Here is a 22,446-nt window from a genome sequence, read left to right on the forward strand (position 1 = left end):
GAAGGCTCATGCAATAATAACTCAAGCCTACCCGGAACCGACCAACAGCTAACCCATGGCCAAGATCATTGCAGTCACCAATCAGAAAGGCGGCGTCGGCAAGACCACGACCAGCGTCAACCTGGCTGCCTCGCTGGCGGCCACCAAGCGCCGGGTGTTGCTGATCGATCTGGATCCGCAGGGCAACGCGACGATGGGCAGCGGCATCGACAAGCACGCGCTCAAGCGCAGCAGCTATGACGTATTGATGGACGATGTGCCGATTCGCGAGGCGATTGTTGAATCACCGCAGGGTGGGTTCCAGCTGTTGCCGGCGAATGCCGATCTGACCGGCGCCGAGGTCGCGCTGCTCGAGGAGCTGGCGCGCGAGATGCGTCTGCGCAAGGCGCTGGAACCGATCAACGACCATTATCATTACATTTTCATCGACTGCCCGCCGGCGCTGAACATGCTGACGGTCAATGCGCTGGTGGCTTCGCATACCGTCATGATCCCGATGCAGTGCGAGTATTACGCGCTGGAGGGGCTGACGGCCCTGATGGAAACGATCGAGAAGATCCGCAAGTACCTGAACCCGGAACTGCAGATCGAGGGGTTGCTGCGGACCATGTACGACCCGCGCAACAACCTGGCCTGCCAGGTTTCGGCGCAGTTGATGGAGCATTTTGGTGATAAGGTCTACCACACGATCATCCCGCGCAACGTGCGCCTGGCCGAGGCGCCGAGCCACGGCCTGCCGGCGCTGATCTACGATCGCACCTCGCGCGGCGCGCTGGCCTACCTGGCGCTGGCTGGCGAGATGCTGCGGCGGGAACGCAGCAGCGCGGCGTAAGTTGAATAGCAAACAAGATTAGTAGGAGGCCCGACCCCGGGCCGAACGTGTTCGCGGCGGGGTCGCCGCTCCCACGGTTCCACATGACGGAAGACAGATAACTGATGGCAGCCAAGAAAAGAGGACTCGGTCGCGGTCTTGACGCACTGATCGCCGGGCGCAACCCGGAAGAACTGCTGAGCGAGGAAAAGCAGGGCGACGATCTGCTCAAGGCGCTGCCGGTGGACCTGATCCAGCGCGGCCGCTACCAGCCGCGCATCGACATGAAGACCGAGCGGCTGCAGGAGCTGGCCGACTCGATCAAGGCCCAGGGCGTGGTGCAGCCGATCGTCGTGCGACCGATTGCCGAGGGCCGTTACGAGATCATCGCCGGCGAGCGCCGCTGGCGCGCCGCGCAGCTGGCCGGCCTGCACGAGATTCCGGCGGTCATTCGCGATGTTTCGGATCAGGCGGCGATGTGCCTGGCGCTGATCGAGAACATCCAGCGCGAAAACCTCAACCCGATCGAGGAGGCGCGGGCGCTCGAGCGGCTGCTGCACGAGTTCGAGATGACCCACGACGGGGTGGCCGATGCGGTCGGTCGCTCACGCGCATCGGTGAGCAATCTCATGCGCTTGCTGGAGCTGCGCCCGGAAGTGCGCGAGATGGTTGAATCGGGTGACCTGGAAATGGGCCACGCCCGCGCCCTGCTGGGCCTGACCCAGGCGCGGCAGATGGAGGCGGCACGCAAGGTGGTGAGCAAGGGGCTGTCGGTGCGCGCCACCGAACAGATGGTGCGCCAGCTGCACGCCGGTGACCAGTCGCCGGCAAAGAAGACCGGCGGCCGGCGTCGTGACCCCAATATTACCGGCCTGGAACAGGACCTGGCCGAGCGTCTCGGCGCCCGGGTGGAGATCAAATCCGGTCAGAAAGGCCGTGGCAGCGTGGTGATCCACTACAGCTCACTGGACGAGCTGGATGGAATTTTACAGCACATAAAGTAAGCAAATTGAACGGCTTATACGTCAGCTGACGGATTCGGCGACGAACAGTCGTTGAACAATCCATTAGCAAAAATTATACTCGCGCCGTTTTTACCAAGATGCAGTCGCGACCCACAGCGCCACAGACAGTGCCTTTGCGCATTGCCGGCTGGCAGATAGGAATCGGAATGGCGGGCGCGCTGGTCTGGGCAATCGTTGCCGGTATGCGCGAAGCACTGGCTGCACTAGTCGGGGGCGGCATTGGCGCCGGCCTGACATTAATCTTCGCGCTCTACGCGTTTCGTCGCCGCGGTGAAGACCCGCGGTCGGCGGTTTTCGCTTTGTTTCAGGGGGCCGCCGTCAAACTGGCGTCGGCCGCCATAGTGTTCGGGTTGTCGGCAAAGTATTTCCCGGAATACTACATCGCCCTGTTAAGCACGTTTGTGCCGGGGCTGACAGGTTACTGGATGGCCCTGCTCTGGTTCCGGCCCGATGGCAAATAGCCGGGGCCAAGAACCGGGCGGCCGAAAAAACAGAATAAAGCTTGAGGATACGATAATCATGGCGAGTGCTGCGCCGTCACCAACGGAATACGTTACCCATCACCTGACCCACCTCAAGGTTGGTGAAGGTTTCTGGAGTCTGCACGTCGACACCCTGTTCTTCTCCTGGGTGCTGGGCCTGCTGATGATCTGGTTCTTCCGTATGGGCGCCAACCGCGCAACCGCCGGCGTGCCGGGACGGGTACAGAATTTTGTCGAAACACTGGTCGAGTTCGCCGACAAGACCGTGCGCGAGAGTTTTCCCGGTCCGCGCGCCTTCATGGGGCCGCTGTGCCTGACGATTTTCGTCTGGGTGCTGCTGTGGAATCTCATGGACCTGATTCCGGTGGACTGGCTGCCGCGCTTGGCCCATGATGTCTTCGGCCTGGAATACCTGCGCGTCGTGCCGTCGGCGGACCCGAATGCGACCTTTGGCCTGTCGATCACCGTGTTCCTGCTGATCATCTACTATGGCCTGAAAGGCAAGGGTGTCGGCGGCTTTGCCAAGGAATTTGTCACGCATCCGTTTGGCGCCAATCCCCTGCTGGTGCCTTTCAACCTGATTCTCAATGTCGTCGAGATGATCGCCAAACCGGTGTCACTCGCGCTGCGACTGTTCGGCAACCTCTATGCCGCCGAACTGATCTTTATTCTGATCGCCATGCTGCCATGGTGGATTCAGTGGATACCGGGCGGTATCTGGGCCGTTTTCCACATTCTGGTCATACCGCTGCAGGCCTTTATTTTCATGGTGCTCACCGCCGTCTATATCGGACTGGCTTACGAACATCATTGATGATTTAAGTTAAACAATACCTATATTTAAGACAGGAGATACATAATGGAAGAGCTCATCGCTACAGTACAGGCCAGCACTGCCATCGCGGTCGGTCTCATCTTCGCTTTTGCGGCACTGGGCACCGGCATTGGTTTCGGTCTGCTGGGCGGCAAGTTTCTTGAAGGCGCGGCCCGTCAGCCGGAAATGGCCGGCATGCTGCAGGTTCGCATGTTCATTGTCGCCGGTCTGCTCGACGCGCTGTCCATTATCGGTGTCGCATTCGCAGCCCTGCTGATGTTCGGTAACCCGCTGCTTGCTGCAATCGGCAGTTAATAGACCGTTGCCGTAGCGACGGGAATTAATCAAGTCGACGCTGCAAGAGGACAGATACCGTGGATATTAATGCAACACTAATCGGACAGGGCCTGACCTTCTTCGTCTTCATTCTGGTGACGATGAAGTTTGTCTGGCCGAACATCCAGAAGGCCATGGCCGAACGCGAGCAAAAGATCGCCGACGGTCTGGCAGCAGCGGAAAAGGGCAAGCAAGAACTCGAACAGGCCGAAGAGCGCTCCCAGGAACTGGTCAATGATGGCAAGCAGAAAGCTTCCGACATCATCGCCCAGGCCCAGAAGCGTGGTGACGAGATGATCGAGGAGGCCAAGTCCGAGGCACGCACGGAAGCCGATCGTGTCAAGGCTTCGGCACAGGCCGAGATCGATCAGGAGATTGCTACTGCCCGCGAGAAACTGAAAACAGAAGTGGCGGCCCTGGCGATTGCCGGTGCCGAGCAGATTCTGATGCGCGAAGTTGATAAAAGCGCGCATAACGAAGTTCTCGATAAAGTCTGCGCGAAACTTTGAAGGACCGTAACGCATGCTAGAAAAGACCACCATCGCTCGTCCGTACGCCGAAGCCGCCTTTGAGCAGGCCCGCGAAGAGGGCACGCTTAAATCCTGGTCGGAGCTCCTGTCCGTACTGGCAGTGGCGGTGTCCGACAAACAGATGCATGCATTACTGCAGAACCCGCGAGTCACGGCGGCTCAATTGCTGGATATCGTAAGCGGTATTGCCGGTGGTGAGCTGAGCGAAACGCAGCGGAATTTCCTGCAGGTGCTGGTTGAGGCCGAACGCCTGCAGTTCGCGCCGGAGATGAAGACGCTGTTCGAAGCAAACCGGCTGGATGCGGAAGGTTTAGCCAATGTGGAGGTGGTTTCCGCTTACCCGCTCGAGGATGCGCAGCGCAGTCGCATAACTGACGCCATGGCCAAGCGTCTGGATCGCAAGATCGAATTGACGGAAAGCACCGATGAAAAGCTTATCGGTGGCGCCGTCATTCGCAATGGCGATTCGGTTATTGATGCTTCCATTCGCGGTCAGTTGGAGGAATTGCGCAGCGAACTCGCCTGAAGCGGGTTCGAGTGCTGACGTGACCAGATTCAGAACTGAACACTAAGCGGTCTAACCGCCGATAGAGTCGACGAGGAATAACGATGCAAATCAGTGCAACCGAGATCAGCGATCTGATCAAAAAGAAAATCCAGGATCTGGACCTGGAGACTGAGTCACGTACCGAAGGTACGGTTGTCAGTCTGAGTGACGGCATCGCCCGTCTGCATGGCCTGAGTGATGTCATGCAGGGCGAAATGATCGAGTTTCCGGGTAACACATTTGGCCTGGCGCTTAACCTGGAACGTGACTCCGTCGGTGCGGTGTTGCTGAGCAACTACGAGCACATTAGTGAAGGTGACACGGTCAAGTGCACGAAACGCATCCTGGAAGTACCGGTTGGTGATGGTCTGCTGGGACGTGTCGTGGACGGCCTGGGCAACCCGATTGACGGCAAGGGTGAACTGGATACCACCGAGTCCTCGCCGATTGAAAAGATTGCCCCGGGCGTTATCTGGCGTCAGTCGGTTGATCAGCCGGTGCAGTCCGGTCTGAAGTCCATTGACTCGATGGTGCCGGTTGGCCGCGGCCAGCGTGAGTTGATCATTGGCGACCGTCAGACCGGTAAGACCGCGGTAGCGATCGACACGATCATCAACCAGAAAGATACCGGCATTAAATGTATTTATGTTGCCATCGGCCAGAAGGCGTCGTCGGTCAACAACGTCATTCACAAGCTGGAAGAACACGGTGCCATGGATCACACGATCGTGGTCGCAGCCACCGCCGCCGATTCAGCCGCGATGCAGTACATCTCGGCCTATGCCGGTTGCGCCATGGGCGAGTATTTCCGTGATAAAGGCGAAGACGCGCTGATCGTCTATGACGATCTGTCCAAGCAGTCGGTGGCCTATCGTCAGGTTTCGCTGTTGCTGCGCCGTCCGCCGGGCCGCGAAGCGTTTCCGGGTGACGTCTTCTATCTGCATTCCCGCCTGCTCGAGCGCGCTGCCCGCGTCAATGCCGAATACGTCGAGAAGGTGACTGATGGCAAGGTCAAGGGCAAGACGGGTTCGCTGACGGCATTGCCGATCATCGAGACCCAGGCCGGCGACGTGTCCGCCTTCGTGCCGACCAACGTGATTTCCATTACCGACGGCCAGATTTACCTGGAAACCGACCTGTTCAACTCCGGTTTCCGCCCGGCCATCAACGCCGGCCTGTCGGTCTCCCGAGTCGGCGGTTCCGCCCAGACCAAAATCATCAAGAAGCTTGGCGGCGGTGTACGACTGGCGCTGGCCCAGTACCGCGAACTGGCGGCGTTCGCCCAGTTTGCCTCGGATCTGGATGAGTCCACCCGCAAGCAGCTGGAACGTGGCCAGCGCGTCATGGAGCTGATGAAGCAGAATCAGTATTCGCCAATGTCCGTTGCCGAGATGGCCGTGAGTCTGTATGCCGCCGAAAACGGCTATCTCGACGATATTGAGCTGAAGAAAATCGGTGATTTCGAATCAGCCCTGCATGGTTACATGAAGAGCGAGCAGGCTGATCTCATGAAGGAAATCAACGAGAAAGGCGATTACAACGATGACATCAGCGCCAAGCTCAAGTCTGCCCTTGATGACTTCAAGCAGAACAATACCTGGTAACTGATCGGGTACACGGCGTAAAAAGTCATTCATTCAAGTGAATAGTCAGACAGGAAACTGATATGGCGGCAGGAAAAGAAGTCCGGTCCAAGATCTCCAGCGTCAAAAACACGCAGAAGATTACCAAGGCAATGGAGATGGTGGCCGCCAGTAAAATGCGCAAGGCGCAGGAGCGGATGCAGTCGGCACGTCCCTATGCCGAAAGAATCCGTAATGTAATCGCGCATCTGGGCAATGCCAATCCGGAATACAAGCACAGCTATCTTGTGCCGCGTGATGATGTCAAGCGCATTGGACTGATCGTCGTAACGACGGATCGTGGTCTTTGTGGTGGCCTCAATGCCAACCTGTTCCGTCAATTGCTTCGTGACATGAAGGAATGGGACGACCAGGGCAAGGAAATGGAGATGTGCATCATCGGCACCAAGGGCATTTCCTTCTTTAAACGCATAGGCGGTAAAATTACCGCGCAGAAAACCGGTATTGGCGATACGCCCTCGCTTGAAGATCTGATCGGCTCGGTCAAGGTCATGCTCGACGCGTATGACGAAGAGCGTATCGATGAGCTGCACCTGGTTTACAACAAGTTTGTCAATTCCATGACGCAGAAGCCGACCATGGAAAAAGTATTGCCGGTAGAGGCCAGTGAAGATGAGGAACTGCAGGATCTGTGGGACTACATCTACGAGCCGAATGCGCAGGAAGTGCTTGATGACCTGCTGATGCGTTATGTCGAATCCCTGGTTTATCAGGGTGTGGTCGAAAACATCGCCTGCGAACAGGCTGCGCGTATGGTTGCCATGAAGAGCGCCTCCGACAATGCCGGCAAGCTGATTGATGACCTCGAGTTGATCTATAACAAGCAGCGTCAGGCGGCGATTACCCAGGAGTTGTCGGAAATCGTCAGCGGCGCAGCGGCAACTTAGTTTCAGACCGGCGCATTGCAATTCAAGAACGTCAGTCATACAGATTTCAGATTAAGAGGATAGGCACATGAGTTCTGGACAAGTGGTACAAATCATCGGCGCGGTTGTTGACGTCGAGTTTCCGCTGGAAACGCTACCCAAGGTTTACGATGCGCTGCTCGTGGAGGAAGAGAACCTGACGCTGGAAGTGCAGCAGCAGCTGGGTGACGGTATTGTCCGTACGATTGCCCTGGGTACAACCGACGGCCTGCAGCGCGGTGTTCAGGTCAAGAACACCGGTGCTCCGATTTCCGTGCCGGTCGGTGAGAAGACCCTGGGCCGTATCATGAACGTGCTGGGCGAACCAATCGACGAGGCCGGTCCGCTGGAAACAGATGAAAAGTGGAGTATTCACCGCGAGCCGCCAGGCTTTACCGAACTCTCATCTGAAAATGAATTGCTGGAAACGGGTATCAAGGTGATCGACCTCGTATGTCCGTTTGCCAAGGGCGGTAAGGTTGGTCTGTTTGGCGGTGCCGGTGTCGGCAAAACCGTGAACATGATGGAGCTCATCCGTAACATTGCCGCTGAGCATAGTGGTTATTCCGTGTTTACGGGGGTGGGTGAACGCACCCGTGAAGGTAACGACTTCTTCCACGAGATGAAGGACTCCAACGTGCTCGACAAGGTGTCGCTGGTTTACGGCCAGATGAACGAGCCGCCGGGCAACCGGCTGCGTGTCGGCCTGACCGGCCTGACGCTGGCGGAGAAATTCCGTGATGAAGGCCGCGACGTGTTGTTGTTTATCGACAATATTTACCGCTTTACGCTGGCCGGTGTGGAAGTGTCCGCGCTGCTTGGCCGCATGCCGTCGGCGGTGGGCTATCAGCCGACCCTGGCCGAGGAAATGGGCAAGCTGCAGGAGCGTATTACCTCGACCAAGACCGGTTCCATTACTTCGGTGCAGGCCGTGTATGTGCCGGCGGACGACCTGACCGACCCGTCTCCGGCGACCACCTTCGCGCATCTTGACGCAACCGTCGTGTTGTCGCGCCAGATCGCCGAGCTGGGCATCTACCCGGCCGTGGACCCACTGGATTCGACCAGTCGCCAGCTCGATCCGCTGGTTGTGGGTCAGGATCATTACGATGTTGCCCGTGGTGTCCAGAGTACCCTGCAGCGCTACAAGGAACTGCGCGATATTATCGCCATTCTGGGCATGGACGAACTGTCCGAGGAAGACAAGCTGACGGTGTCGCGGGCGCGCAAGATTCAGCGCTTCCTGTCGCAGCCGTTCTTCGTTGCCGAAGTGTTCACCGGTTCGCCGGGCAAGTATGTGCCGCTGAAGGACACCATCAAGGGCTTCAAGGGCATCATCAATGGCGACTACGATCATCTGCCAGAGCAGGCGTTTTACATGGTCGGCACCATTGAAGAAGCCGAGGAAAAGGGCAAGAATCTTTAAGCGCCAGCACCCAATAGAACAGGACCAATACAGTGGCTGAAACCATTAAAGTTGACATCGTCAGCGCCGAAAAGGAGCTGTTCTCGGGCGAGGCCGCCATGGTCTTCTGTCCCGCGGTCATGGGTGAAGTCGGCATCGCGCCGCAGCATTCGCCCCTGGTGACCAAGCTCGGTCCGGGCGAAGTCCGGCTGAAATTGCCTAGTGGCGAAGAGGAAGGTTACTACGTTTCCGGCGGCATGCTGGAAGTACAACCCCACCTGGTTACGGTGCTCTCGGATACCGCATTGCGGGCGCGTGACATTGACGAGGCGGCCGCCTTGCAGGCCAAGGAAGAGGCCGAGAAGGCGCTGCACGATCAGGAAAGCGATATCGATTACGGTTCCGCCCAGGCAGCGCTGGCCGAAGCCGTCGCCCAGCTGCAGACGCTGCGGCGCATGAAAAACCGCGCCGGCCGCGGCTAGACAGGTCCCCTGCATGACAATCATCACCATGCCCGCTATGCCGGGCATGGTGATGTCCTTTTTTAAGTGTTGCCATTTGCGCACACTTTCTATTCAATCACTCATGGATACTGAGAACGCGATCGCGGAATATCCATGCAAGCCGGTAAGTGTATTGTCCAGTGCAGCCCAAATACCTATCTTGAGCGGGTCTTGAAGCGATATCGGGTATAACCTCATGAGTTTAAGTATCGTCATACTCGCCGCCGGACAGGGCACACGCATGTACTCCCGGTTGCCGAAGGTATTGCACCGGCTGGCCGGTCGCACTCTTCTGGAACACGTTCATGATACTGCCGCTGCGCTGACAGCAGATCGTATCATTACCGTTTACGGTCATGGCGGCAGCCAGGTGCCGGACACACTGGCGCACCTGGATGTTCACTGGGTGGAGCAGCGTGAACAACAGGGTACCGGACACGCCGTAGCCCAGACCTTGCCGCAGATCGATGATCAGGATACAACCCTCATACTCTATGGTGATGTGCCGCTGACCAGTGCTGCGACCCTGCAACGTCTGCTGTCTGCTGCGAGCGATACCGGTTTTGCACTGCTGACGGCATCACTGGCTGATCCCGCCGGTTACGGTCGTATCGTGCGTAACCGGGCGGGCGAGATACAGCGTATTGTCGAGCAAAAAGACGCCAGCAATGATGAGCAGGCTATCGGCGAGGTCAATACCGGCATGATGGCCGTACGCGGTGCGTTGCTTAAGCGCTGGGTGAGTGCCCTGAAAAATGACAATGCCCAGGGTGAGTATTATCTGACCGATATTATTGCCATGGCGGTGGATGAAGGTGTAACAGTCGATAGTATCCAGCCGCAGCATGAATACGAAATCGTCGGCATTAACAACCGCCTGCAACTGGCTGAAGCGGAAAATCACTATCGACACCTGCGTGCCCGTGAACTGATGCTGTCTGGTGTTACGCTTGTCGATCCGCAGCGTTTCGATGCGCGCGGCCAGGTTACTGCTGACAGCGATGTGACTATTGATATCAATGTCATCCTCGAAGGCAATGTGCGCCTCGGTAAGGATGTGCATATTGGTGCGCATTGTATTTTACGCGACGTCGACATTGGGGATGGGGTCAAAATAGAATCGCACAGTGTCATCGAGCAGGCCACTGTCGGCAATCACTGCAGTATCGGACCCTTCGCGCGCATTCGCCCGGGGACACGGCTTGCGGACGATGTTCATGTCGGCAATTTCGTTGAGGTGAAGAAATCCGATATCGCCAGCGGTTCCAAAGTGAATCACCTGAGTTATATCGGCGATACCGATATCGGTAAAGGTGTCAATGTCGGAGCCGGCACTATCACCTGTAACTACGACGGCGCCAACAAGCACCGGACCGTCATCGAGGACAACGTTTTCATCGGCTCGGATACCCAGCTGGTTGCCCCCGTGCATGTGGCCCGCGGGGCAACCATTGCCGCAGGCACGACAGTAACAAAGGATGTCGATGCTGATGCCCTGGCTATCAGCCGCACCGAACAGCGCAGTGTCAGCAACTGGAAACGGCCGAAGAAGAAATAGCGAGCGCACGTGCGCTTGCGCGTCACTTGTCACTCGTGAATCGTTCCTCGCAGGAGACAGACTTTTCTGTCTAGAGGTGGATGAACGAGGGACGAACAACGAGGCACGAACGACGAATGAAAATTGGATTTTACCAGTACCGGCCGCAGTTCGGCCGCATCAAGGCCAACCTGAATAAAGTCCTGAAAAAGCTGGAAGGCATCGATGCGGACCTGATCGTCCTGCCGGAGCTGGCGTTCAGTGGCTATTATTTCAGCGACCGCAGCGAAGCGTTAAGCCTGGCCGAGGATCCCGGCAACTCGGCTACCGTCAACGCGCTGACCGAGCTGTGCAGCCGCAATGACTTTCACCTGGTCACGGGTTTTACCGAACGCGCGGATGACAAGGTTTATAACAGTGCGCTGCTTATCGGCCCGGACGGCATCGAGCACATCTACCGTAAGCTGCACCTGTTCAATGAAGAAAAGTTCTGGTTTGATGCCGGCGATATCCCGCTATCGGTTCAGGAAGTCCGCGGCGCCAGGATCGGCATCATGGTCTGCTTTGACTGGGTGTTTCCGGAAGTGGCGCGTACGCTGGCCCTGCAGGGCGCAGACATTATTTGTCAGCCGGCCAATCTGGTGCTGACCTACTGCCAGCAGACCATGCTCACGCGCAGCCTGGAAAACCGCGTTTTCAGCGTCACCTGCAACCGCTTCGGTGCTGACAAGCGTCCGCAGGGCGAGTTGAAGTTTACCGGTCGCAGCCAGCTGGTTGCACCCAACGGCGATCGACTGGAGAGTGCGCCGCCACAGCGCGAGGCGCTCGTTATCATGGACATCGACCCGGCGCAGGCCCATGAAAAGCACATTACCAAGCATAATGATGTACTCGCCGACCGGCGTCCCGAATTTTACCGAACACTGATTGAACATTGAGGAATCCGTCATGACCGAACTTGCCACCGCCGATCTCTATGATGCCAATGAAGACCAGGTCCAGGTCGCACTGCCCATGTTTGCCGATTACGGCGGTCGCCTGGCCTTTTGCGGCCCGATCGCCACGGTCAAGGTCCACGAGGACAACACGCTGGTACGCAAGGCCCTGGAGGAACAGGGTGACGGCCGGGTGCTGGTTGTCGATGGTGGTGAATCGCTGCGCTGTGCGCTGGTCGGCGATATGCTGGCCGAACTCGGTCGCGACAACGGCTGGAACGGCATCATCGTCTCCGGTTGTATCCGCGATTCGGCCGTAATCGCCGGTATTGATATCGGCGTGAAGGCGATCGGCACGAACCCGCGCAAGAGCGTGAAACTGAATACCGGCCAGCGCGATATCCCCGTGAGTTTTGCCGGCGTCACATTTACCCCCGGCGAGTTCGTGTACGCGGACGAAGACGGCATTCTGCTGTCCAAACAGGCATTGATCTGAACCACGAGGAAACTGCCATGCTGCGTATCCTGACTATCACCACGCTGTTGTTAATGGCACCGCTGGCACAGGCCGGCGATGACAATGAGACGCTGTTCAACAAGGTCAGTCTGCAGGCCGAGGCCCAGCGCGAGGTGCCTAATGATGAGATGTCCGTGTTGCTGGTGGCGGAACATCAGGGCAGCGAGCCGTCGGTGCTGGCCGAACGCGTCAACGCAGACATGGACTGGGCATTGAAGCAGGCCAGGCAGGCCGATGCCATCAAGACGGAAACGCGAGGCTATTCAACCCAGCCGATCTACGATGATGGCGTGGTTCGTGGCTGGCGTGTGCGTCAGCAGCTGCAGCTCAAGAGCGAGGATTTTGCAGGCCTTACGGAATTGCTGGGCGAGCTTCAGGAACGTCTCCAGGTTGCGCAGATGGGTTTCAGCCCGACCCCGGAAACGCAGCAGAAGCATCAGGATGAACTGATTACCGAGGCGATGGAACGCTTCAAGGAGCGGGTCGCCATTATTCGCAAGAGCATGGAAGACCGTGACTACCGCATCATCGATTTGAACGTAAATACCAGCGGTTTCGGACAGCAGCCGTTCGCTGCCATGGCCGACATGTCGATGGCCAGGGCGGAGCGTTCTGCACCGGCCGTGGAAGGCGGCACCAGCCAGGTGACGGTGACGGTCTCCGGTTCAGTGCAGTTCTATTGAATCAGCGGGGAATGGCCTGTTCTGGAAACAGGCTGGCGTGAAACAAAAAAGGCGGAGCTCTATGCTCCGCCTTTTTCAGTTTTGGCAAAGTGAACTTCTACTGCAGGTAAAGGTTGTTACCGTCGACGCGAACCTTGTCGCCTACGCTGATGGCGTCGCCATTGGCGATCTTCGCGGTCTGGGTACCACCGTTATCCATTTCAACGCTGACGGCATAGTATTTTTCCGCGTTGGTGTATTTTTCCACCTCGTTTCCGGCGAAGGCGCCGCCAACGGCACCGGCGACCGTGGCGATTTTCTTGCCGGTACCGCCACCGATCTGGTTGCCGATAATACCGCCGGCAACACCACCCGCGACCATGCCGATACCGCTCGATTCACCTTTTTTGGCGACCGGCTCGACGGCCGTGACGGTGCCGCAGTCGGGACAGGCCGGTTCCGATGTGGCCTCGGGTTCGGTCCATTCGGACTCGGCTGCGGTCTGCTGCTGGTTGCTGGCAGACGAATTGCCGTCAGCCGGTGCCTGCCGGGTTTCTTCCTGCTGAGCCGTTTCCTGGTCAGTACCGCCGCTGTCCGGCGCGTCGCAACCGGCCAGTGCCAGCGCGCCCAGCAGAGCAATAATGCTATGAAGGCCGCTGCGTTGATGAGTCATGATGATTATCCTCTGTACAGGGTGCTGGAATATTGTGCCGTCAGTCCATGTCGCTCCGTGGCTGCCGGCAGCATGGCGTCATTACAACAGATAAGACGTCACTCGCTGAATCAATCGATCACAGAAGATGATATTTTGGCGCCTATTCAATGATGATCGTGCCGACCATGCCGGCTTCTTCGTGACCGTCTACCGTGCATTTCAGGTCCTCGAACGTGCCCGTCTGTACCGGCACAAACCACCATTCCGCGGTATGGCCGGCGAACACTTCAACTTCGCGAATATGGCCCTTGATCTCGGCGGTTTCCTCGCCATCCGGTGTATAGGTCTGGACCTTGCGGGTAAACACCGACTGGGTGAACTTATCCGATGAGAAGTAGTGTTTGTTCGGACTGTTGTTGACGAGCACCATCTTGTAAAGCTTGCCGGTTTCGAAGGTCAGTTGTTCCGGCTGAAAGATCATCTCGCCATCCTCGCTGCCAAGTTCGACGGTGACTTCGATCGGATCCTGACGGCTGAGGTCGCCGGCGGCCAGCGCCGGCTGGGCGAAAATTACGGCGGCGAGCAGGAAAAAAAGGCGTTGCATGATGTGCTCCTTAAGTTATTGATTATCTATTTTTACTGGGACCTCGCCCGAGCACCGGGGTTCCACCGGGCAGGGGCACTACAGTGAACGCATGACCGTGCGGGCGGTTTCCAGCGTCCGGTCGATGATCGCCTCATCGTGGGCGGCGGAAACGAAACCGGCTTCGAAGGCGGCGGGGGCCATGTAGACGCCGGCGTCGAGCATGCCGCGAAAGAAGCGGTTGAAGCGCTCCATGTCGCAGGCAACCACCTGCTCGTAGCGCGTCACCTGGGGCACGTCGGTGAAAAACAGGCCGAACATGCCGCCGAGTTCGTTGGCGGTCAGCGGCACGCCCGCCTCTTTGGCGATTTCGGTGAGGCCGAAGACCAGCCGGTGGGCCATGGCCGACAGGCGCACGAAGAACTCCGGCTCGGCGATCAGCTCGAGTGTTGTCAGGCCGGCGGTCATGGCGATCGGGTTCCCGGAGAGGGTCCCGGCATGATAAACCGGTCCCGCCGGTGACAGGTAGTCCATGATTTCGGCACGGCCGCCGAACGCGCCCACCGGCATGCCGCCACCGATCACCTTGCCGAGCATGGTGAGATCCGGCGTGACATTGTAGATCGACTGGGCACCGCCCAGGCCGACGCGGAAACCGGTCATTACCTCGTCGAAGATCAGCAGCGTGCCGTACTGGTTGCAGACGTCGCGCAGGCCCTCGAGAAAGCCCGGCTCCGGCAGCAGGCAGTTCATGTTGCCGGTTACCGGCTCGACGATCAGCGCGGCGATGGTCTCGCCCTGTTCGGCGAAAACGCGCCGTACCTCGTCGATATCGTTATAGGTGAGCGTCAGCGTGTGTTGCGCCAGGTCGGCGGGTACGCCGGGCGAACTCGGTGTGCCGAAGGTCAGGGCGCCGGAGCCGGCCTTGACCAGCAGCGAGTCGGCGTGACCGTGATAGCAGCCCTCGAACTTGACCACCTTGTCGCGGCCGGTATAGCCGCGCGCCAGACGGATTGCCCCCAGGCCGGCCTCGGTACCGGAGTTGGTCATGCGCACTTTTTCGATGCCGGGCACGAGTTCGCAGATGCGCCGTGCCATGCGCGTTTCGATTTCCGTCGGCGCGCCGTAGCTCAGGCCCCGGGCCACCGCTGACTGCACCGCCTCGAGCACCTGCGGATGAGCGTGGCCGAGGATCATTGGCCCCCACGAACCGACGTAATCGATATATTCCCTGCCATCGGCGTCGTAAACATAGGCACCGGCGGCGCGTTCGATGAACGGCGGCGTGCCGCCAACCGCCTTGAAGGCGCGCACGGGCGAGTTGACGCCGCCGGGAATGACTTGCAGGGCTTCATTGAACAGTTGTTCGGAACGCGACATCTCAGGAATCCTGTTGCTGATAATAGGCTTGCATGGCTTGTTGGTAGCGACTGGCGGTGGCGCGGGTGTCGGCCGTATTGTGGCCATAGGCGAACAGGCCGGCGATGACGGCACAGAAGTCGGCACCGGCCGCCAGCAGTTCGGCAACATTGTCCGGAGTAATGCCGCCGATGGCAACGATGGGCAGGTCGAGTTCGGTCCGCGCCCGGCGCAGCGTTGCGAGTGTCGCGGCCGGCGCGTCCGGTTTCGTTTGCGAGGCGTAGAAACGACCGAAGGCGACGTAGTCGGCGCCCTGGCGCAGGGCATTGCGTGCGCTGTCGAGATCGTTGTGGCAGGACACGCCGATGATGGCCTGTTTACCCAGGCGCGCGCGCAGCGCCTCCGGGTCGGCGACATCCTGGCCGACATGCACGCCGTCGGCCTGAATCTCGACCGCCAGCGCGACGTCGTCGTTGATGAGAAACGGTACATCACGGTCACGGCAAAGCGTGAGCAGGGCGTCGAGTTTTTCCGCGTTGCCGGTCACGCTGGCTTGCTTGTCGCGTAACTGGACCATGACCGCGCCGCCGTCGATGACACCGCTTACGGCATCGATTATGTGCTCGGCGCCGATCCAGCCGGTATCGGCGATCGCATACAGGCCACCGGTCGGTAACGGCGTCATGGCGTCTGCCGGTAGAGGCGGTTGGGATGTTGCTGTGCCTGACCGAACGCATGCGCCTCGCGCAGACAGTGCCAAGTATAGTCGAGGCCGTTCATGACCGCCGTAACCAGGTTTTCGCCGCGCGCCAGGTCGGCGCTGATGGCTGCCGCCAGCGTGCAGCCGGAACCGTGGAAACGGCCCGGCAGGCGCTCGTAGTGAAACGCCTGCGGTTCGTTCGTGGCGGTATACAGCGTGTTGATGACCTCGGCATCCGCCTCGTCGCCGCCGGTGATGAGCACCGCGTTTGCGCCGCTGTCGAGCAATGCGGCGGCGGCCTGCGGCAGGCCCAGTTGGCGGCTGATCTGGCGCGCCTCGCGGGCGTTCGGCGTGGCCAGCGTGGCGCGCGGCAACAACTGCTGGCGCAGGTGTTCGAGCGCCTCGTCCTCGAGAAACTCGCCACCACTGCCGGCGACGGTGACCGGATCCAGCACTACCGGCAGATCGCTGTGCCGATCGAGAAAATCGGCGATCACGTCAATGACCATGGCGCTGGGGCAGACGCCGATCTTGCAGGCGGCCAGTGGCATGTCCTCGGCAATGAGTTCGAGCTGTTCGGCGAAACGGCCTGCGTCCTGCGGCAACACATGGGTGAGACGGGTGGTATTCTGCGCCGTCAGTGCGGTGATGACACTGGCGGCGTGGCAGCCGCGCTGGCCGATCGCCTCGATGTCGGCGTGAATGCCGGCGCCACCGCTGGGATCGTGGCCGGCGAGGACCAGGACGACCGGTATGGGGTTGTTCTGTTCAGTCATGCGGGTATTCTACCCGCCCGCTGGTCCATGCGAGAATTTATTGATAACAAAATCATTATTTACGGGAGCTGTCAGTTAATGAAAAAGTATATGTGCGTGATTTGCGGTTTTATTTACGATGAGGAAGAGGGCTGGCCGGACGATGGCATAGAGCCTGGCACCAAGTGGGAAGACGTGCCGCCGAACTGGGTCTGCCCGGAATGCGGTGCGCGCAAGGAAGACTTCGAGATGATCGAAGTGTAACAACCGTTGCCGCGCCCGGATCCCGAACGACCGGCCTGCCCGCGCCGGTTACTGAATCCCTGACGGATCCGGGCACGTGCGGCGGGCTTCGCCGCCGCCGAGTGCGTCCAGCCGGGCCATACTGTCGTCGTCGAGTTCGAATTCGAAAATCGCCAGGTTCTCGGACAGCCGCCTGGGACTGCTGCTCTTGGGCAGTACCACATGGCCGTGCTGGATGTGCCAGCGCAGGATGACCTGGCCGGTTGAATATCCCACCTGTTTGGCGATTTCCATGACCGCCGGATCGTCCAGCAAGCCGAGACCGCCGGAAGCGAACGGCGCGTAGGCCTCGATGACCATCCCCGCGGCCTTGCAGTAGTCGATCAGTTCGGCATCATGGCAATACGGATGTACCTCCAGCTGATTGACCATGGGCTGGATGGTGGCCGTTTCCAGCAGCGGTTCCAGATGGTGACGGGCAAAGTTGGAGACACCGATGGCGCGGGCTTCACCGCGTTGATGGATTTCCTCGAACGCCGACCAGATATCGGCCCGCGTCCGGCGGCCGAATTCGGCATCGGTGTTGTCGAATGGTGCCGGCCAGTGCATCAGTAGCAGATCGTAATAGCCGATACCGGCCTTTTCCTTGGAACGGTCGAAGTCATCCAGAATGCGCTGTTTCAGATCCGGCTCGGTATACCAGTCACAGGTCAGCCGGTGCGATATGGCGATATGCGGCGGTGCGGCCGGATGCAACAGCTTGGTGGTAAGGAAGACCTGATCGCGTGTCAGCGTGCCGTCGGCGAACCAGCGGCCCAGCGTATCGCCGAGATGGCGTTCGGTGCCGTAGCAATAGGCCGTGTCGAAGTGCCGGAAGCCGGCTTTCAGCGCCAGCTCGATGGCGTGCCAGGACTGCTCCGGCAGAAAACCCTGGAAATCGGTGCGGCCGAGCCAGTCGCCGAAGGCACAGCCGTAACCGAGCTGGGGCAGGCTCACGCCGTTGGTTAGTTTGACGCCAGGTATCGTGTTTTTCGTGGTCGTTTCAGTCATGGGCTACGAACAGATTGAGGTTGGCACGAACAAATTCGAATGCAGTGGCCATTTCAACCGAACGGTTTGACCACTGCAAGGATGACGATCGCGATCAATAGCAGCACGGGGAATTCGTTGAAGACCCGGTACCAGACATGGCCGTGACGGTTGCGGTCGTGCCGGAAATCGCTGACCAGCTTGCCGCACCAGACGTGGTAGCCGATGACGACCAGCACCAGCGCCAGCTTGATGTGTAGCCACAGGCCGACATTCATGCCGGTATAGCCGAGCATCAGCCAGAGCCCGAACAGCAGCGTCAGTATCCCGCCCGGCGTCATGATGCCGTAGAACAGCTTGCGCTCCATAGTCTTGAAACGCTCGCTACTGACCGTGTCTTCCGCCATCGCGTGATACACGAACAGCCGCGGTAAGTAGAACAGCCCGGCGAACCAGGTGACCATGAAGATGATATGGAAGGCTTTTATCCAGAGCATGACGCTTGCCGTCCGCTCAGCCGGCGTGTGATGCCTGCAGCATGCGCTCGATTTCCGCATGGACATGGTCGTGGTCAAACTGGCCTATCTTGTTCATGACGATGCGACCATCGGGCGCGATCAGGAACGTGGTCGGCGTCAGCATGACGTCGCCGAAGGCCTTCGCCACCGCGCCGTCGATATCCAGGGCGATGTTGTATGGCAGTTCGCGTACGCGGGCAAACTCGATCACCTGGTTAGGCGGATCGTAGTCCATCGCCACGCCATAGATGGCCAGACCGCGGTCGTGGAAGGTTTCGTGCAGATCGATCAGGTGCGGGATTTCCTTCATGCAGCCGGGGCAGGTCGTCGCCCAGAAGGTGACCAGCACCGGTTGGCCGCGCAGATCGTCGAGTTCGACCGATTCGCCCTTGATGGTCTTCAGGGTGGCTGCCGGCGCCTGGCTGAGACCGGTTGGCACCAGCCACAGGGTGGCGGCAGCGATGGCTACGAGGATCACGCCCAGCAGGGCGAAGCGGTCACGTCGATTCATGAATGCTTGTTTCTTGCTTTATCGGGGCGATTTGTCGGCTTGTTCAGCGTCGCCGTTGCCGGCGGGTGGCAGCGCCGGCTGCGGTCGCCGGAACAGATTGCGCAGTTTAGCAAAGACCGTCGCCAGGCCGCGCCAGATTTTCGGCAACAGCCAGATCATCACGATGATAAACACGAGCAGGGCGACGAGGAAAATGACCGGGTGAAACAGCGCCGCCCAGAGTCCGCCGATAACGACGGCATCCTCGCCCAGCGAGGTGGCCCAGTTGCTGAACGGTTCCGGTGAAGTGTTGATCAACACGCGGCTGCCGGCCTTGGTGGCGTGGACGCCGGCGGCGAGGCCGCCGCCGAGCAGGAAGGCCATGAGTTCGGCGGCCTGGCTGGTCTCGCCGACCGCCCCCATGGCCAGCACGGCGCCGGCGGGAATGCGAATGAACGTGTGGATCGTGTCCCAGCCGCTGTCGACACCGGGTGTCTTGTCGGCAAAGAACTCGACGCAATACATCAGGCCGGCGGCGAACATGACCAGCGGGTCGGTGACCACTTCCAGTCCCGGTGGCAGGACGATGTGGCCGCTGCTGCCGAGCATGCCGAGCATGAAAACCGTGGCATACAGGTTGATGCCACTGGCCCAGGCGACACCCATGCTCAGGGCAATGATCTGTACGACTTCCATTGACGGGTCTCCGGCTTAGGCAGTGGCTACAGTGTACCCGATGCCGCGCGGGCGTCGCAGTGTGCGGCGACCGCCTGGGCTGGCAATTGATTCCATGGGATTTTTTCCTTGACGTGCTGTTTTTCTGGCGCTAGTCTTAACATCGTTTCGTATCCACCACAGTGTGGCGTGAAACACAAAAAACAATAAGAACATTCGATTTATTATTCAAAAGCGGCTCCGGCCGCTTTTTTATTCGCCGGTCTGCCGACTTTATCAATTCGCGCCCGCCACTTATCATGAGCGCTTTCATCCATCGGGACCCGCCCTAACTTCGAGTCCTGAACAGGCATTCCGGTTTCCATCATGTCGCAACATTCCATTCGTGTTGGCGTCGTCGGCGCCAACGGCTATACCGGTATCGAGCTGCTGCGGCTGCTCGTCAACCACCCGCATGTCGATATCCGGCAGGTAACCTCGCGTGCCGAGGCCGGTCAGCCGGTGAGCGCCAGTCTGCCGCAGCTGGCCGGTCGTCTGGACCTGGCTTTCAGTGCGCCGGACGCCGCGGCGCTAGCCGAATGCGAGCTGGTGTTCTTTACCACGCCGAACGCCACCGCCATGCACATGACGCCGGCCCTGCTCGAGGCCGGTTGCCGGGTGATCGATCTGTCGGCGGATTTCCGCCTGCACGATGCCGCGGTCTGGTCGGACTGGTACGGTGAGGCGCATGCCTGCCCGGAACTGCTGGGCGAGGCCGTCTACGGTCTACCGGAACTCAACCGTGAGGCCGTCCGCCAGGCGCGGCTGGTGGCCAACCCCGGCTGCTACCCAACTGCCGTGTCGCTGGCTCTGCTGCCGCTGCTGGAGGCCGCGGTTGCTGATCCGGCACGGCTGATTGCCGACGCCAAGTCCGGCGTTAGCGGCGCCGGTCGCAAGGCCAACCTCGGCACCCAGTTCTGCGAGGCGGGCGAGAATTTCAAGGCTTACGGTGCGGCCGGTCACCGGCACCTGCCCGAAATCGTGCAGACGCTGACCGCGGCGGCCGGCAGTCAGCCGGTGCTGACCTTCGTGCCGCACCTGGTGCCGATGATCCGCGGCATCCACGCCACGATCTACGCCGAACTCAATGATACGACCGTCGACCTGCAGGCACTGTACGAACGCCGCTATGCCGGCGAGCCGTTTGTCAGTGTCGAGGCTGCCGGCAGCCACCCGGAAACGCGCATGGTGCGTGGTTCCAATCACTGCCGCCTGGCCGTGCACCGGCCCGACGCGGCATACAGCGGCGCCAGCCGCGCGGTGGTCCTGGCGGTGATCGATAACCTGGTCAAGGGCGCCGCCGGCCAGGCACTGCAGAACATGAACCTGATGTATGGCTGGCCGGAAACCGCCGGGCTCGACAACCAGGTTGCACTGATTCCGTGACGCCCATCATGCCCAGGTGTACAGCTGCTGGTGCCGTCAGCGCGCCTTCGGCTAAGCTGGCGTCATGCCAGTCGTCTGCACCGTGCTCGCTGCGCTAGTCGCATGAGACGCCATACCATCCGCCCGCATCAGCCGCTGCGCTACCTGCTGCTCGTGCTGATCGCCAGTGCGCTCGTCGGTACCGGGGCCTGGATTCTGGCCGAGTACAGCCACTGGCAGTTGATCCGTGAGCAGATGGCGCAGAACCAGGATTACAAGTCCCTGCGGCAGACCAATCGCGAGCTGGTCGAGGATAACGAGGCGCTGCGGCGCAAGTTGACGATGCTGCAGACGGGCATGACCATCGACAAGCACACCACAGCCGAACTGCAGGACGAGGTGACACGCCTGCAGGACAGGATTTTCCAGCTCAACCGTGAGCTGGAGTTCTACCGTGGCATTGTGTCCTCAAGCGAGGATGTGAAGGGACTGGCCGTGCAGGGGCTGCAGTTGCTCAGCGCCGGTGCGCCGCAGCAATACCACTTCCGGCTAGTGTTAACGCATGTTGTGAAAAGTGATAAGGTTGCCCGGGGTCATGCAGAGGTGGTAATCGAGGGCAGCCAGGACGGCGCCCAACGAACCCTGAGACTGCAAGACGTCGTTCACGAGCAATCGCTGTCGCTCGACTATCGCTTCAAACACTTCAAGCGCTTTGAAGGCCTGGTCGAACTGCCGCCGGCATTCAAGCCACGGCGCGTACGTGTGCAATTGTTACCCGAGGGTAACAGCCATGCGAAGGTAGAGAAGGTTTTCGACTGGTCGGACGTTACCGGTTAGCGAGCACGTCGCCAGACTTTTCCCAGGAGGATTGATAGATGTTGGGTAAGCGCAAGAAACGCCGGGCAAAGCGCATCGATACACTGGTGGGCCAGCATTCCAAGGTGCTCGGCGACGTCCATTTCAAGGGCGGGCTGCATGTCGACGGCAGCATCAAGGGGAATGTCTGCGCCGACCCGGACGATGACAGCGCCATGCTGTCATTGAGCGACCACGGCTGTGTCGAGGGCGAGGTGCGGGTGCCGCACGTGGTACTGAACGGCGTCGTGCTCGGCGATGTCTACGCCAGCGAGCACGTGGAACTTGCCGCCAATGCGCGCGTCACAGGTAACGTCTATTACAATCTTATCGAAATGGCGATCGGTGCCGAGGTCAACGGTAAGCTCGTACATCACACCGAGTCAGCACCGGCCGCCGAAGCCGCACCCGAACAGGCGGAGCCACTGGTTAAAGCGGCCACCGAATAGCCGGCCATTATTTCTGACTAAATTAGTTGGTTTTTGGCCGGTGACCGTATTAGAATGATGATCTAGTCACAGACTGCGG

29 protein-coding genes are annotated in these 22,446 nt (G+C 59.6%); 19 read left to right on the forward strand and 10 right to left on the reverse strand.

The features are described 5' to 3' along the window. The first annotated feature begins 55 nt into the window (after positions 1-55). The 15 genes from J2T55_RS07220 to J2T55_RS07290 all read left to right on the forward strand — a co-directional run bounded on the left by J2T55_RS07220 (position 56) and on the right by J2T55_RS07290 (position 12,673). Positions 56-832 carry a ParA family protein gene (locus tag J2T55_RS07220; protein ID WP_259055205.1) on the forward strand — a complete coding sequence of 259 codons (777 nt, stop codon included), beginning with the start codon at positions 56-58 and terminating at the stop codon, positions 830-832. A gap of 104 nt (positions 833-936) precedes the next feature. Beyond that, on the forward strand, positions 937-1,815 hold the full coding sequence (locus J2T55_RS07225) for a ParB/RepB/Spo0J family partition protein (protein WP_259055207.1): 879 nt from the start codon (positions 937-939) through the stop codon (positions 1,813-1,815). 98 nt (positions 1,816-1,913) lie between these two features. Further along, entirely contained in the window at positions 1,914-2,297 is a 384-nt protein-coding gene (locus J2T55_RS07230) for an ATP synthase subunit I (protein WP_259055208.1), read from the forward strand. Positions 2,298-2,355: 58 nt separating this feature from the next. Then, positions 2,356-3,132: a F0F1 ATP synthase subunit A gene (atpB, locus tag J2T55_RS07235; RefSeq protein WP_259055210.1), complete on the forward strand. Its 777-nt coding sequence runs from the start codon at positions 2,356-2,358 to the stop codon at positions 3,130-3,132. A 45-nt stretch (positions 3,133-3,177) separates the two neighbouring features. Then, positions 3,178-3,447: a F0F1 ATP synthase subunit C gene (gene atpE / locus J2T55_RS07240; RefSeq protein WP_259055212.1), complete on the forward strand. Its 270-nt coding sequence runs from the start codon at positions 3,178-3,180 to the stop codon at positions 3,445-3,447. A 59-nt stretch (positions 3,448-3,506) separates the two neighbouring features. Next, positions 3,507-3,977: a F0F1 ATP synthase subunit B gene (locus J2T55_RS07245; RefSeq protein ID WP_259055213.1), complete on the forward strand. Its 471-nt coding sequence runs from the start codon at positions 3,507-3,509 to the stop codon at positions 3,975-3,977. A 13-nt stretch (positions 3,978-3,990) separates the two neighbouring features. After that, positions 3,991-4,524 (forward strand): F0F1 ATP synthase subunit delta, encoded by a 534-nt coding sequence (locus tag J2T55_RS07250; protein ID WP_259055215.1) that lies wholly within the window; start codon positions 3,991-3,993, stop codon positions 4,522-4,524. Between the two features lie 83 nt (positions 4,525-4,607). Continuing rightward, positions 4,608-6,149, forward strand: coding sequence for a F0F1 ATP synthase subunit alpha (gene atpA, locus J2T55_RS07255; RefSeq protein WP_259055217.1), 1,542 nt, complete (start codon positions 4,608-4,610; stop codon positions 6,147-6,149). Between the two features lie 62 nt (positions 6,150-6,211). After that, positions 6,212-7,075 carry a F0F1 ATP synthase subunit gamma gene (gene atpG / locus J2T55_RS07260; protein ID WP_259055219.1) on the forward strand — a complete coding sequence of 288 codons (864 nt, stop codon included), beginning with the start codon at positions 6,212-6,214 and terminating at the stop codon, positions 7,073-7,075. A gap of 67 nt (positions 7,076-7,142) precedes the next feature. After that, positions 7,143-8,519: a F0F1 ATP synthase subunit beta gene (atpD, locus tag J2T55_RS07265; protein WP_259055221.1), complete on the forward strand. Its 1,377-nt coding sequence runs from the start codon at positions 7,143-7,145 to the stop codon at positions 8,517-8,519. A 32-nt stretch (positions 8,520-8,551) separates the two neighbouring features. Further along, on the forward strand, positions 8,552-8,980 hold the full coding sequence (locus J2T55_RS07270; protein WP_259055222.1) for a F0F1 ATP synthase subunit epsilon: 429 nt from the start codon (positions 8,552-8,554) through the stop codon (positions 8,978-8,980). Between the two features lie 217 nt (positions 8,981-9,197). After that, positions 9,198-10,559: a bifunctional UDP-N-acetylglucosamine diphosphorylase/glucosamine-1-phosphate N-acetyltransferase GlmU gene (glmU, locus tag J2T55_RS07275; RefSeq protein ID WP_259055224.1), complete on the forward strand. Its 1,362-nt coding sequence runs from the start codon at positions 9,198-9,200 to the stop codon at positions 10,557-10,559. Positions 10,560-10,675: 116 nt separating this feature from the next. Continuing rightward, a complete protein-coding gene (locus J2T55_RS07280; RefSeq protein ID WP_259055226.1) occupies positions 10,676-11,476 on the forward strand; it encodes a nitrilase-related carbon-nitrogen hydrolase in 801 nt (266 codons plus the stop codon). Between the two features lie 10 nt (positions 11,477-11,486). Continuing rightward, a complete protein-coding gene (gene rraA, locus J2T55_RS07285) occupies positions 11,487-11,969 on the forward strand; it encodes a ribonuclease E activity regulator RraA (RefSeq protein WP_259055227.1) in 483 nt (160 codons plus the stop codon). Positions 11,970-11,986: 17 nt separating this feature from the next. Continuing rightward, positions 11,987-12,673 carry an SIMPL domain-containing protein gene (locus J2T55_RS07290; RefSeq protein WP_259055230.1) on the forward strand — a complete coding sequence of 229 codons (687 nt, stop codon included), beginning with the start codon at positions 11,987-11,989 and terminating at the stop codon, positions 12,671-12,673. 97 nt (positions 12,674-12,770) lie between these two features. On the opposite strand, the gene J2T55_RS07295 is transcribed toward J2T55_RS07290, so the two are convergent. The 5 genes from J2T55_RS07295 to thiD form a co-directional block, all read right to left on the reverse strand. After that, on the reverse strand, positions 12,771-13,325 hold the full coding sequence (locus tag J2T55_RS07295) for a glycine zipper 2TM domain-containing protein (RefSeq protein WP_259055231.1): 555 nt from the start codon (positions 13,323-13,325) through the stop codon (positions 12,771-12,773). A 142-nt stretch (positions 13,326-13,467) separates the two neighbouring features. After that, positions 13,468-13,911, reverse strand: a complete 444-nt coding sequence (locus J2T55_RS07300; protein WP_259055233.1) for a plastocyanin/azurin family copper-binding protein — start codon at positions 13,909-13,911, stop codon at positions 13,468-13,470. Positions 13,912-13,989: 78 nt separating this feature from the next. After that, positions 13,990-15,270 (reverse strand): glutamate-1-semialdehyde 2,1-aminomutase, encoded by a 1,281-nt coding sequence (gene hemL / locus J2T55_RS07305; protein WP_259055235.1) that lies wholly within the window; start codon positions 15,268-15,270, stop codon positions 13,990-13,992. 1 nt (position 15,271) lies between these two features. Further along, positions 15,272-15,934: a thiamine phosphate synthase gene (gene thiE, locus J2T55_RS07310; RefSeq protein WP_259055237.1), complete on the reverse strand. Its 663-nt coding sequence runs from the start codon at positions 15,932-15,934 to the stop codon at positions 15,272-15,274. After that, positions 15,931-16,725, reverse strand: a complete 795-nt coding sequence (gene thiD, locus J2T55_RS07315; RefSeq protein WP_259055239.1) for a bifunctional hydroxymethylpyrimidine kinase/phosphomethylpyrimidine kinase — start codon at positions 16,723-16,725, stop codon at positions 15,931-15,933. Before thiD ends, thiE begins: the two co-directional genes overlap by 4 nt. 78 nt (positions 16,726-16,803) lie before the next feature. Between thiD and J2T55_RS07320 the strand changes: the two genes are divergently transcribed. After that, complete coding sequence (locus tag J2T55_RS07320; protein ID WP_259055241.1) at positions 16,804-16,968, forward strand: rubredoxin; 165 nt, start codon at positions 16,804-16,806, stop codon at positions 16,966-16,968. Positions 16,969-17,016: 48 nt separating this feature from the next. Here J2T55_RS07320 and J2T55_RS07325 read toward each other — a convergent pair whose 3' ends face one another. From J2T55_RS07325 to J2T55_RS07345, 5 genes are all read right to left on the reverse strand, one after another. Then, complete coding sequence (locus J2T55_RS07325; RefSeq protein WP_259055243.1) at positions 17,017-17,997, reverse strand: aldo/keto reductase family protein; 981 nt, start codon at positions 17,995-17,997, stop codon at positions 17,017-17,019. 53 nt (positions 17,998-18,050) lie between these two features. Then, complete coding sequence (gene hemJ / locus J2T55_RS07330; RefSeq protein ID WP_259055244.1) at positions 18,051-18,473, reverse strand: protoporphyrinogen oxidase HemJ; 423 nt, start codon at positions 18,471-18,473, stop codon at positions 18,051-18,053. A gap of 16 nt (positions 18,474-18,489) precedes the next feature. Beyond that, positions 18,490-19,005: a peroxiredoxin family protein gene (locus J2T55_RS07335; RefSeq protein ID WP_259055245.1), complete on the reverse strand. Its 516-nt coding sequence runs from the start codon at positions 19,003-19,005 to the stop codon at positions 18,490-18,492. Between the two features lie 18 nt (positions 19,006-19,023). Continuing rightward, a complete protein-coding gene (locus J2T55_RS07340) occupies positions 19,024-19,680 on the reverse strand; it encodes a DUF4126 domain-containing protein (protein WP_259055246.1) in 657 nt (218 codons plus the stop codon). Between the two features lie 203 nt (positions 19,681-19,883). Further along, positions 19,884-20,027 carry a hypothetical protein gene (locus tag J2T55_RS07345; protein WP_259055247.1) on the reverse strand — a complete coding sequence of 48 codons (144 nt, stop codon included), beginning with the start codon at positions 20,025-20,027 and terminating at the stop codon, positions 19,884-19,886. On the opposite strand from J2T55_RS07345, the gene argC reads away from it, so the two are divergent. From argC to J2T55_RS07360, 3 genes are all read left to right on the forward strand, one after another. Then, positions 20,026-21,084 (forward strand): N-acetyl-gamma-glutamyl-phosphate reductase, encoded by a 1,059-nt coding sequence (gene argC, locus J2T55_RS07350; RefSeq protein WP_259055248.1) that lies wholly within the window; start codon positions 20,026-20,028, stop codon positions 21,082-21,084. The genes J2T55_RS07345 and argC overlap by 2 nt on opposite strands. Positions 21,085-21,186: 102 nt before the next feature. After that, the gene (locus J2T55_RS07355; protein ID WP_259055249.1) at positions 21,187-21,900 is read left to right on the forward strand and encodes a DUF6776 family protein; all 714 of its coding nucleotides are present in this window, start codon (positions 21,187-21,189) and stop codon (positions 21,898-21,900) included. Between the two features lie 38 nt (positions 21,901-21,938). Continuing rightward, entirely contained in the window at positions 21,939-22,367 is a 429-nt protein-coding gene (locus J2T55_RS07360; protein WP_259055252.1) for a bactofilin family protein, read from the forward strand. The last annotated feature ends 79 nt before the right edge of the window (positions 22,368-22,446 follow it).

The sequence above is a fragment of the Methylohalomonas lacus genome (assembly GCF_024808875.1).
GTDB lineage: Bacteria > Pseudomonadota > Gammaproteobacteria > Methylohalomonadales > Methylohalomonadaceae > Methylohalomonas > Methylohalomonas lacus.

What these genes read in the sequence shown, in the direction of transcription:
- J2T55_RS07225 (WP_259055207.1), top strand. Translation starts at nt 937, where the DNA reads ATGGCAGCCAAGAAAAGAGGACTCGGTCGCGGTCTTGACGCACTGATC.
- J2T55_RS07220 (WP_259055205.1), top strand. Translation starts at nt 56, where the DNA reads ATGGCCAAGATCATTGCAGTCACCAATCAGAAAGGCGGCGTCGGCAAG.
- J2T55_RS07340 (WP_259055246.1), bottom strand. Translation starts at nt 19,680, where the DNA reads ATGGAAGTCGTACAGATCATTGCCCTGAGCATGGGTGTCGCCTGGGCC.
- hemL (WP_259055235.1), bottom strand. Translation starts at nt 15,270, where the DNA reads ATGTCGCGTTCCGAACAACTGTTCAATGAAGCCCTGCAAGTCATTCCC.
- J2T55_RS07325 (WP_259055243.1), bottom strand. Translation starts at nt 17,997, where the DNA reads ATGACTGAAACGACCACGAAAAACACGATACCTGGCGTCAAACTAACC.
- J2T55_RS07360 (WP_259055252.1), top strand. Translation starts at nt 21,939, where the DNA reads ATGTTGGGTAAGCGCAAGAAACGCCGGGCAAAGCGCATCGATACACTG.
- J2T55_RS07280 (WP_259055226.1), top strand. Translation starts at nt 10,676, where the DNA reads ATGAAAATTGGATTTTACCAGTACCGGCCGCAGTTCGGCCGCATCAAG.
- argC (WP_259055248.1), top strand. Translation starts at nt 20,026, where the DNA reads ATGTCGCAACATTCCATTCGTGTTGGCGTCGTCGGCGCCAACGGCTAT.
- thiD (WP_259055239.1), bottom strand. Translation starts at nt 16,725, where the DNA reads ATGACTGAACAGAACAACCCCATACCGGTCGTCCTGGTCCTCGCCGGC.
- J2T55_RS07295 (WP_259055231.1), bottom strand. Translation starts at nt 13,325, where the DNA reads ATGACTCATCAACGCAGCGGCCTTCATAGCATTATTGCTCTGCTGGGC.
- J2T55_RS07335 (WP_259055245.1), bottom strand. Translation starts at nt 19,005, where the DNA reads ATGAATCGACGTGACCGCTTCGCCCTGCTGGGCGTGATCCTCGTAGCC.
- thiE (WP_259055237.1), bottom strand. Translation starts at nt 15,934, where the DNA reads ATGACGCCGTTACCGACCGGTGGCCTGTATGCGATCGCCGATACCGGC.
- rraA (WP_259055227.1), top strand. Translation starts at nt 11,487, where the DNA reads ATGACCGAACTTGCCACCGCCGATCTCTATGATGCCAATGAAGACCAG.
- J2T55_RS07355 (WP_259055249.1), top strand. Translation starts at nt 21,187, where the DNA reads ATGAGACGCCATACCATCCGCCCGCATCAGCCGCTGCGCTACCTGCTG.
- atpA (WP_259055217.1), top strand. Translation starts at nt 4,608, where the DNA reads ATGCAAATCAGTGCAACCGAGATCAGCGATCTGATCAAAAAGAAAATC.
- atpE (WP_259055212.1), top strand. Translation starts at nt 3,178, where the DNA reads ATGGAAGAGCTCATCGCTACAGTACAGGCCAGCACTGCCATCGCGGTC.
- hemJ (WP_259055244.1), bottom strand. Translation starts at nt 18,473, where the DNA reads ATGCTCTGGATAAAAGCCTTCCATATCATCTTCATGGTCACCTGGTTC.
- J2T55_RS07250 (WP_259055215.1), top strand. Translation starts at nt 3,991, where the DNA reads ATGCTAGAAAAGACCACCATCGCTCGTCCGTACGCCGAAGCCGCCTTT.
- glmU (WP_259055224.1), top strand. Translation starts at nt 9,198, where the DNA reads ATGAGTTTAAGTATCGTCATACTCGCCGCCGGACAGGGCACACGCATG.
- J2T55_RS07230 (WP_259055208.1), top strand. Translation starts at nt 1,914, where the DNA reads ATGCAGTCGCGACCCACAGCGCCACAGACAGTGCCTTTGCGCATTGCC.
- J2T55_RS07320 (WP_259055241.1), top strand. Translation starts at nt 16,804, where the DNA reads ATGAAAAAGTATATGTGCGTGATTTGCGGTTTTATTTACGATGAGGAA.
- atpG (WP_259055219.1), top strand. Translation starts at nt 6,212, where the DNA reads ATGGCGGCAGGAAAAGAAGTCCGGTCCAAGATCTCCAGCGTCAAAAAC.
- J2T55_RS07290 (WP_259055230.1), top strand. Translation starts at nt 11,987, where the DNA reads ATGCTGCGTATCCTGACTATCACCACGCTGTTGTTAATGGCACCGCTG.
- atpB (WP_259055210.1), top strand. Translation starts at nt 2,356, where the DNA reads ATGGCGAGTGCTGCGCCGTCACCAACGGAATACGTTACCCATCACCTG.
- atpD (WP_259055221.1), top strand. Translation starts at nt 7,143, where the DNA reads ATGAGTTCTGGACAAGTGGTACAAATCATCGGCGCGGTTGTTGACGTC.
- J2T55_RS07300 (WP_259055233.1), bottom strand. Translation starts at nt 13,911, where the DNA reads ATGCAACGCCTTTTTTTCCTGCTCGCCGCCGTAATTTTCGCCCAGCCG.
- J2T55_RS07345 (WP_259055247.1), bottom strand. Translation starts at nt 20,027, where the DNA reads ATGATGGAAACCGGAATGCCTGTTCAGGACTCGAAGTTAGGGCGGGTC.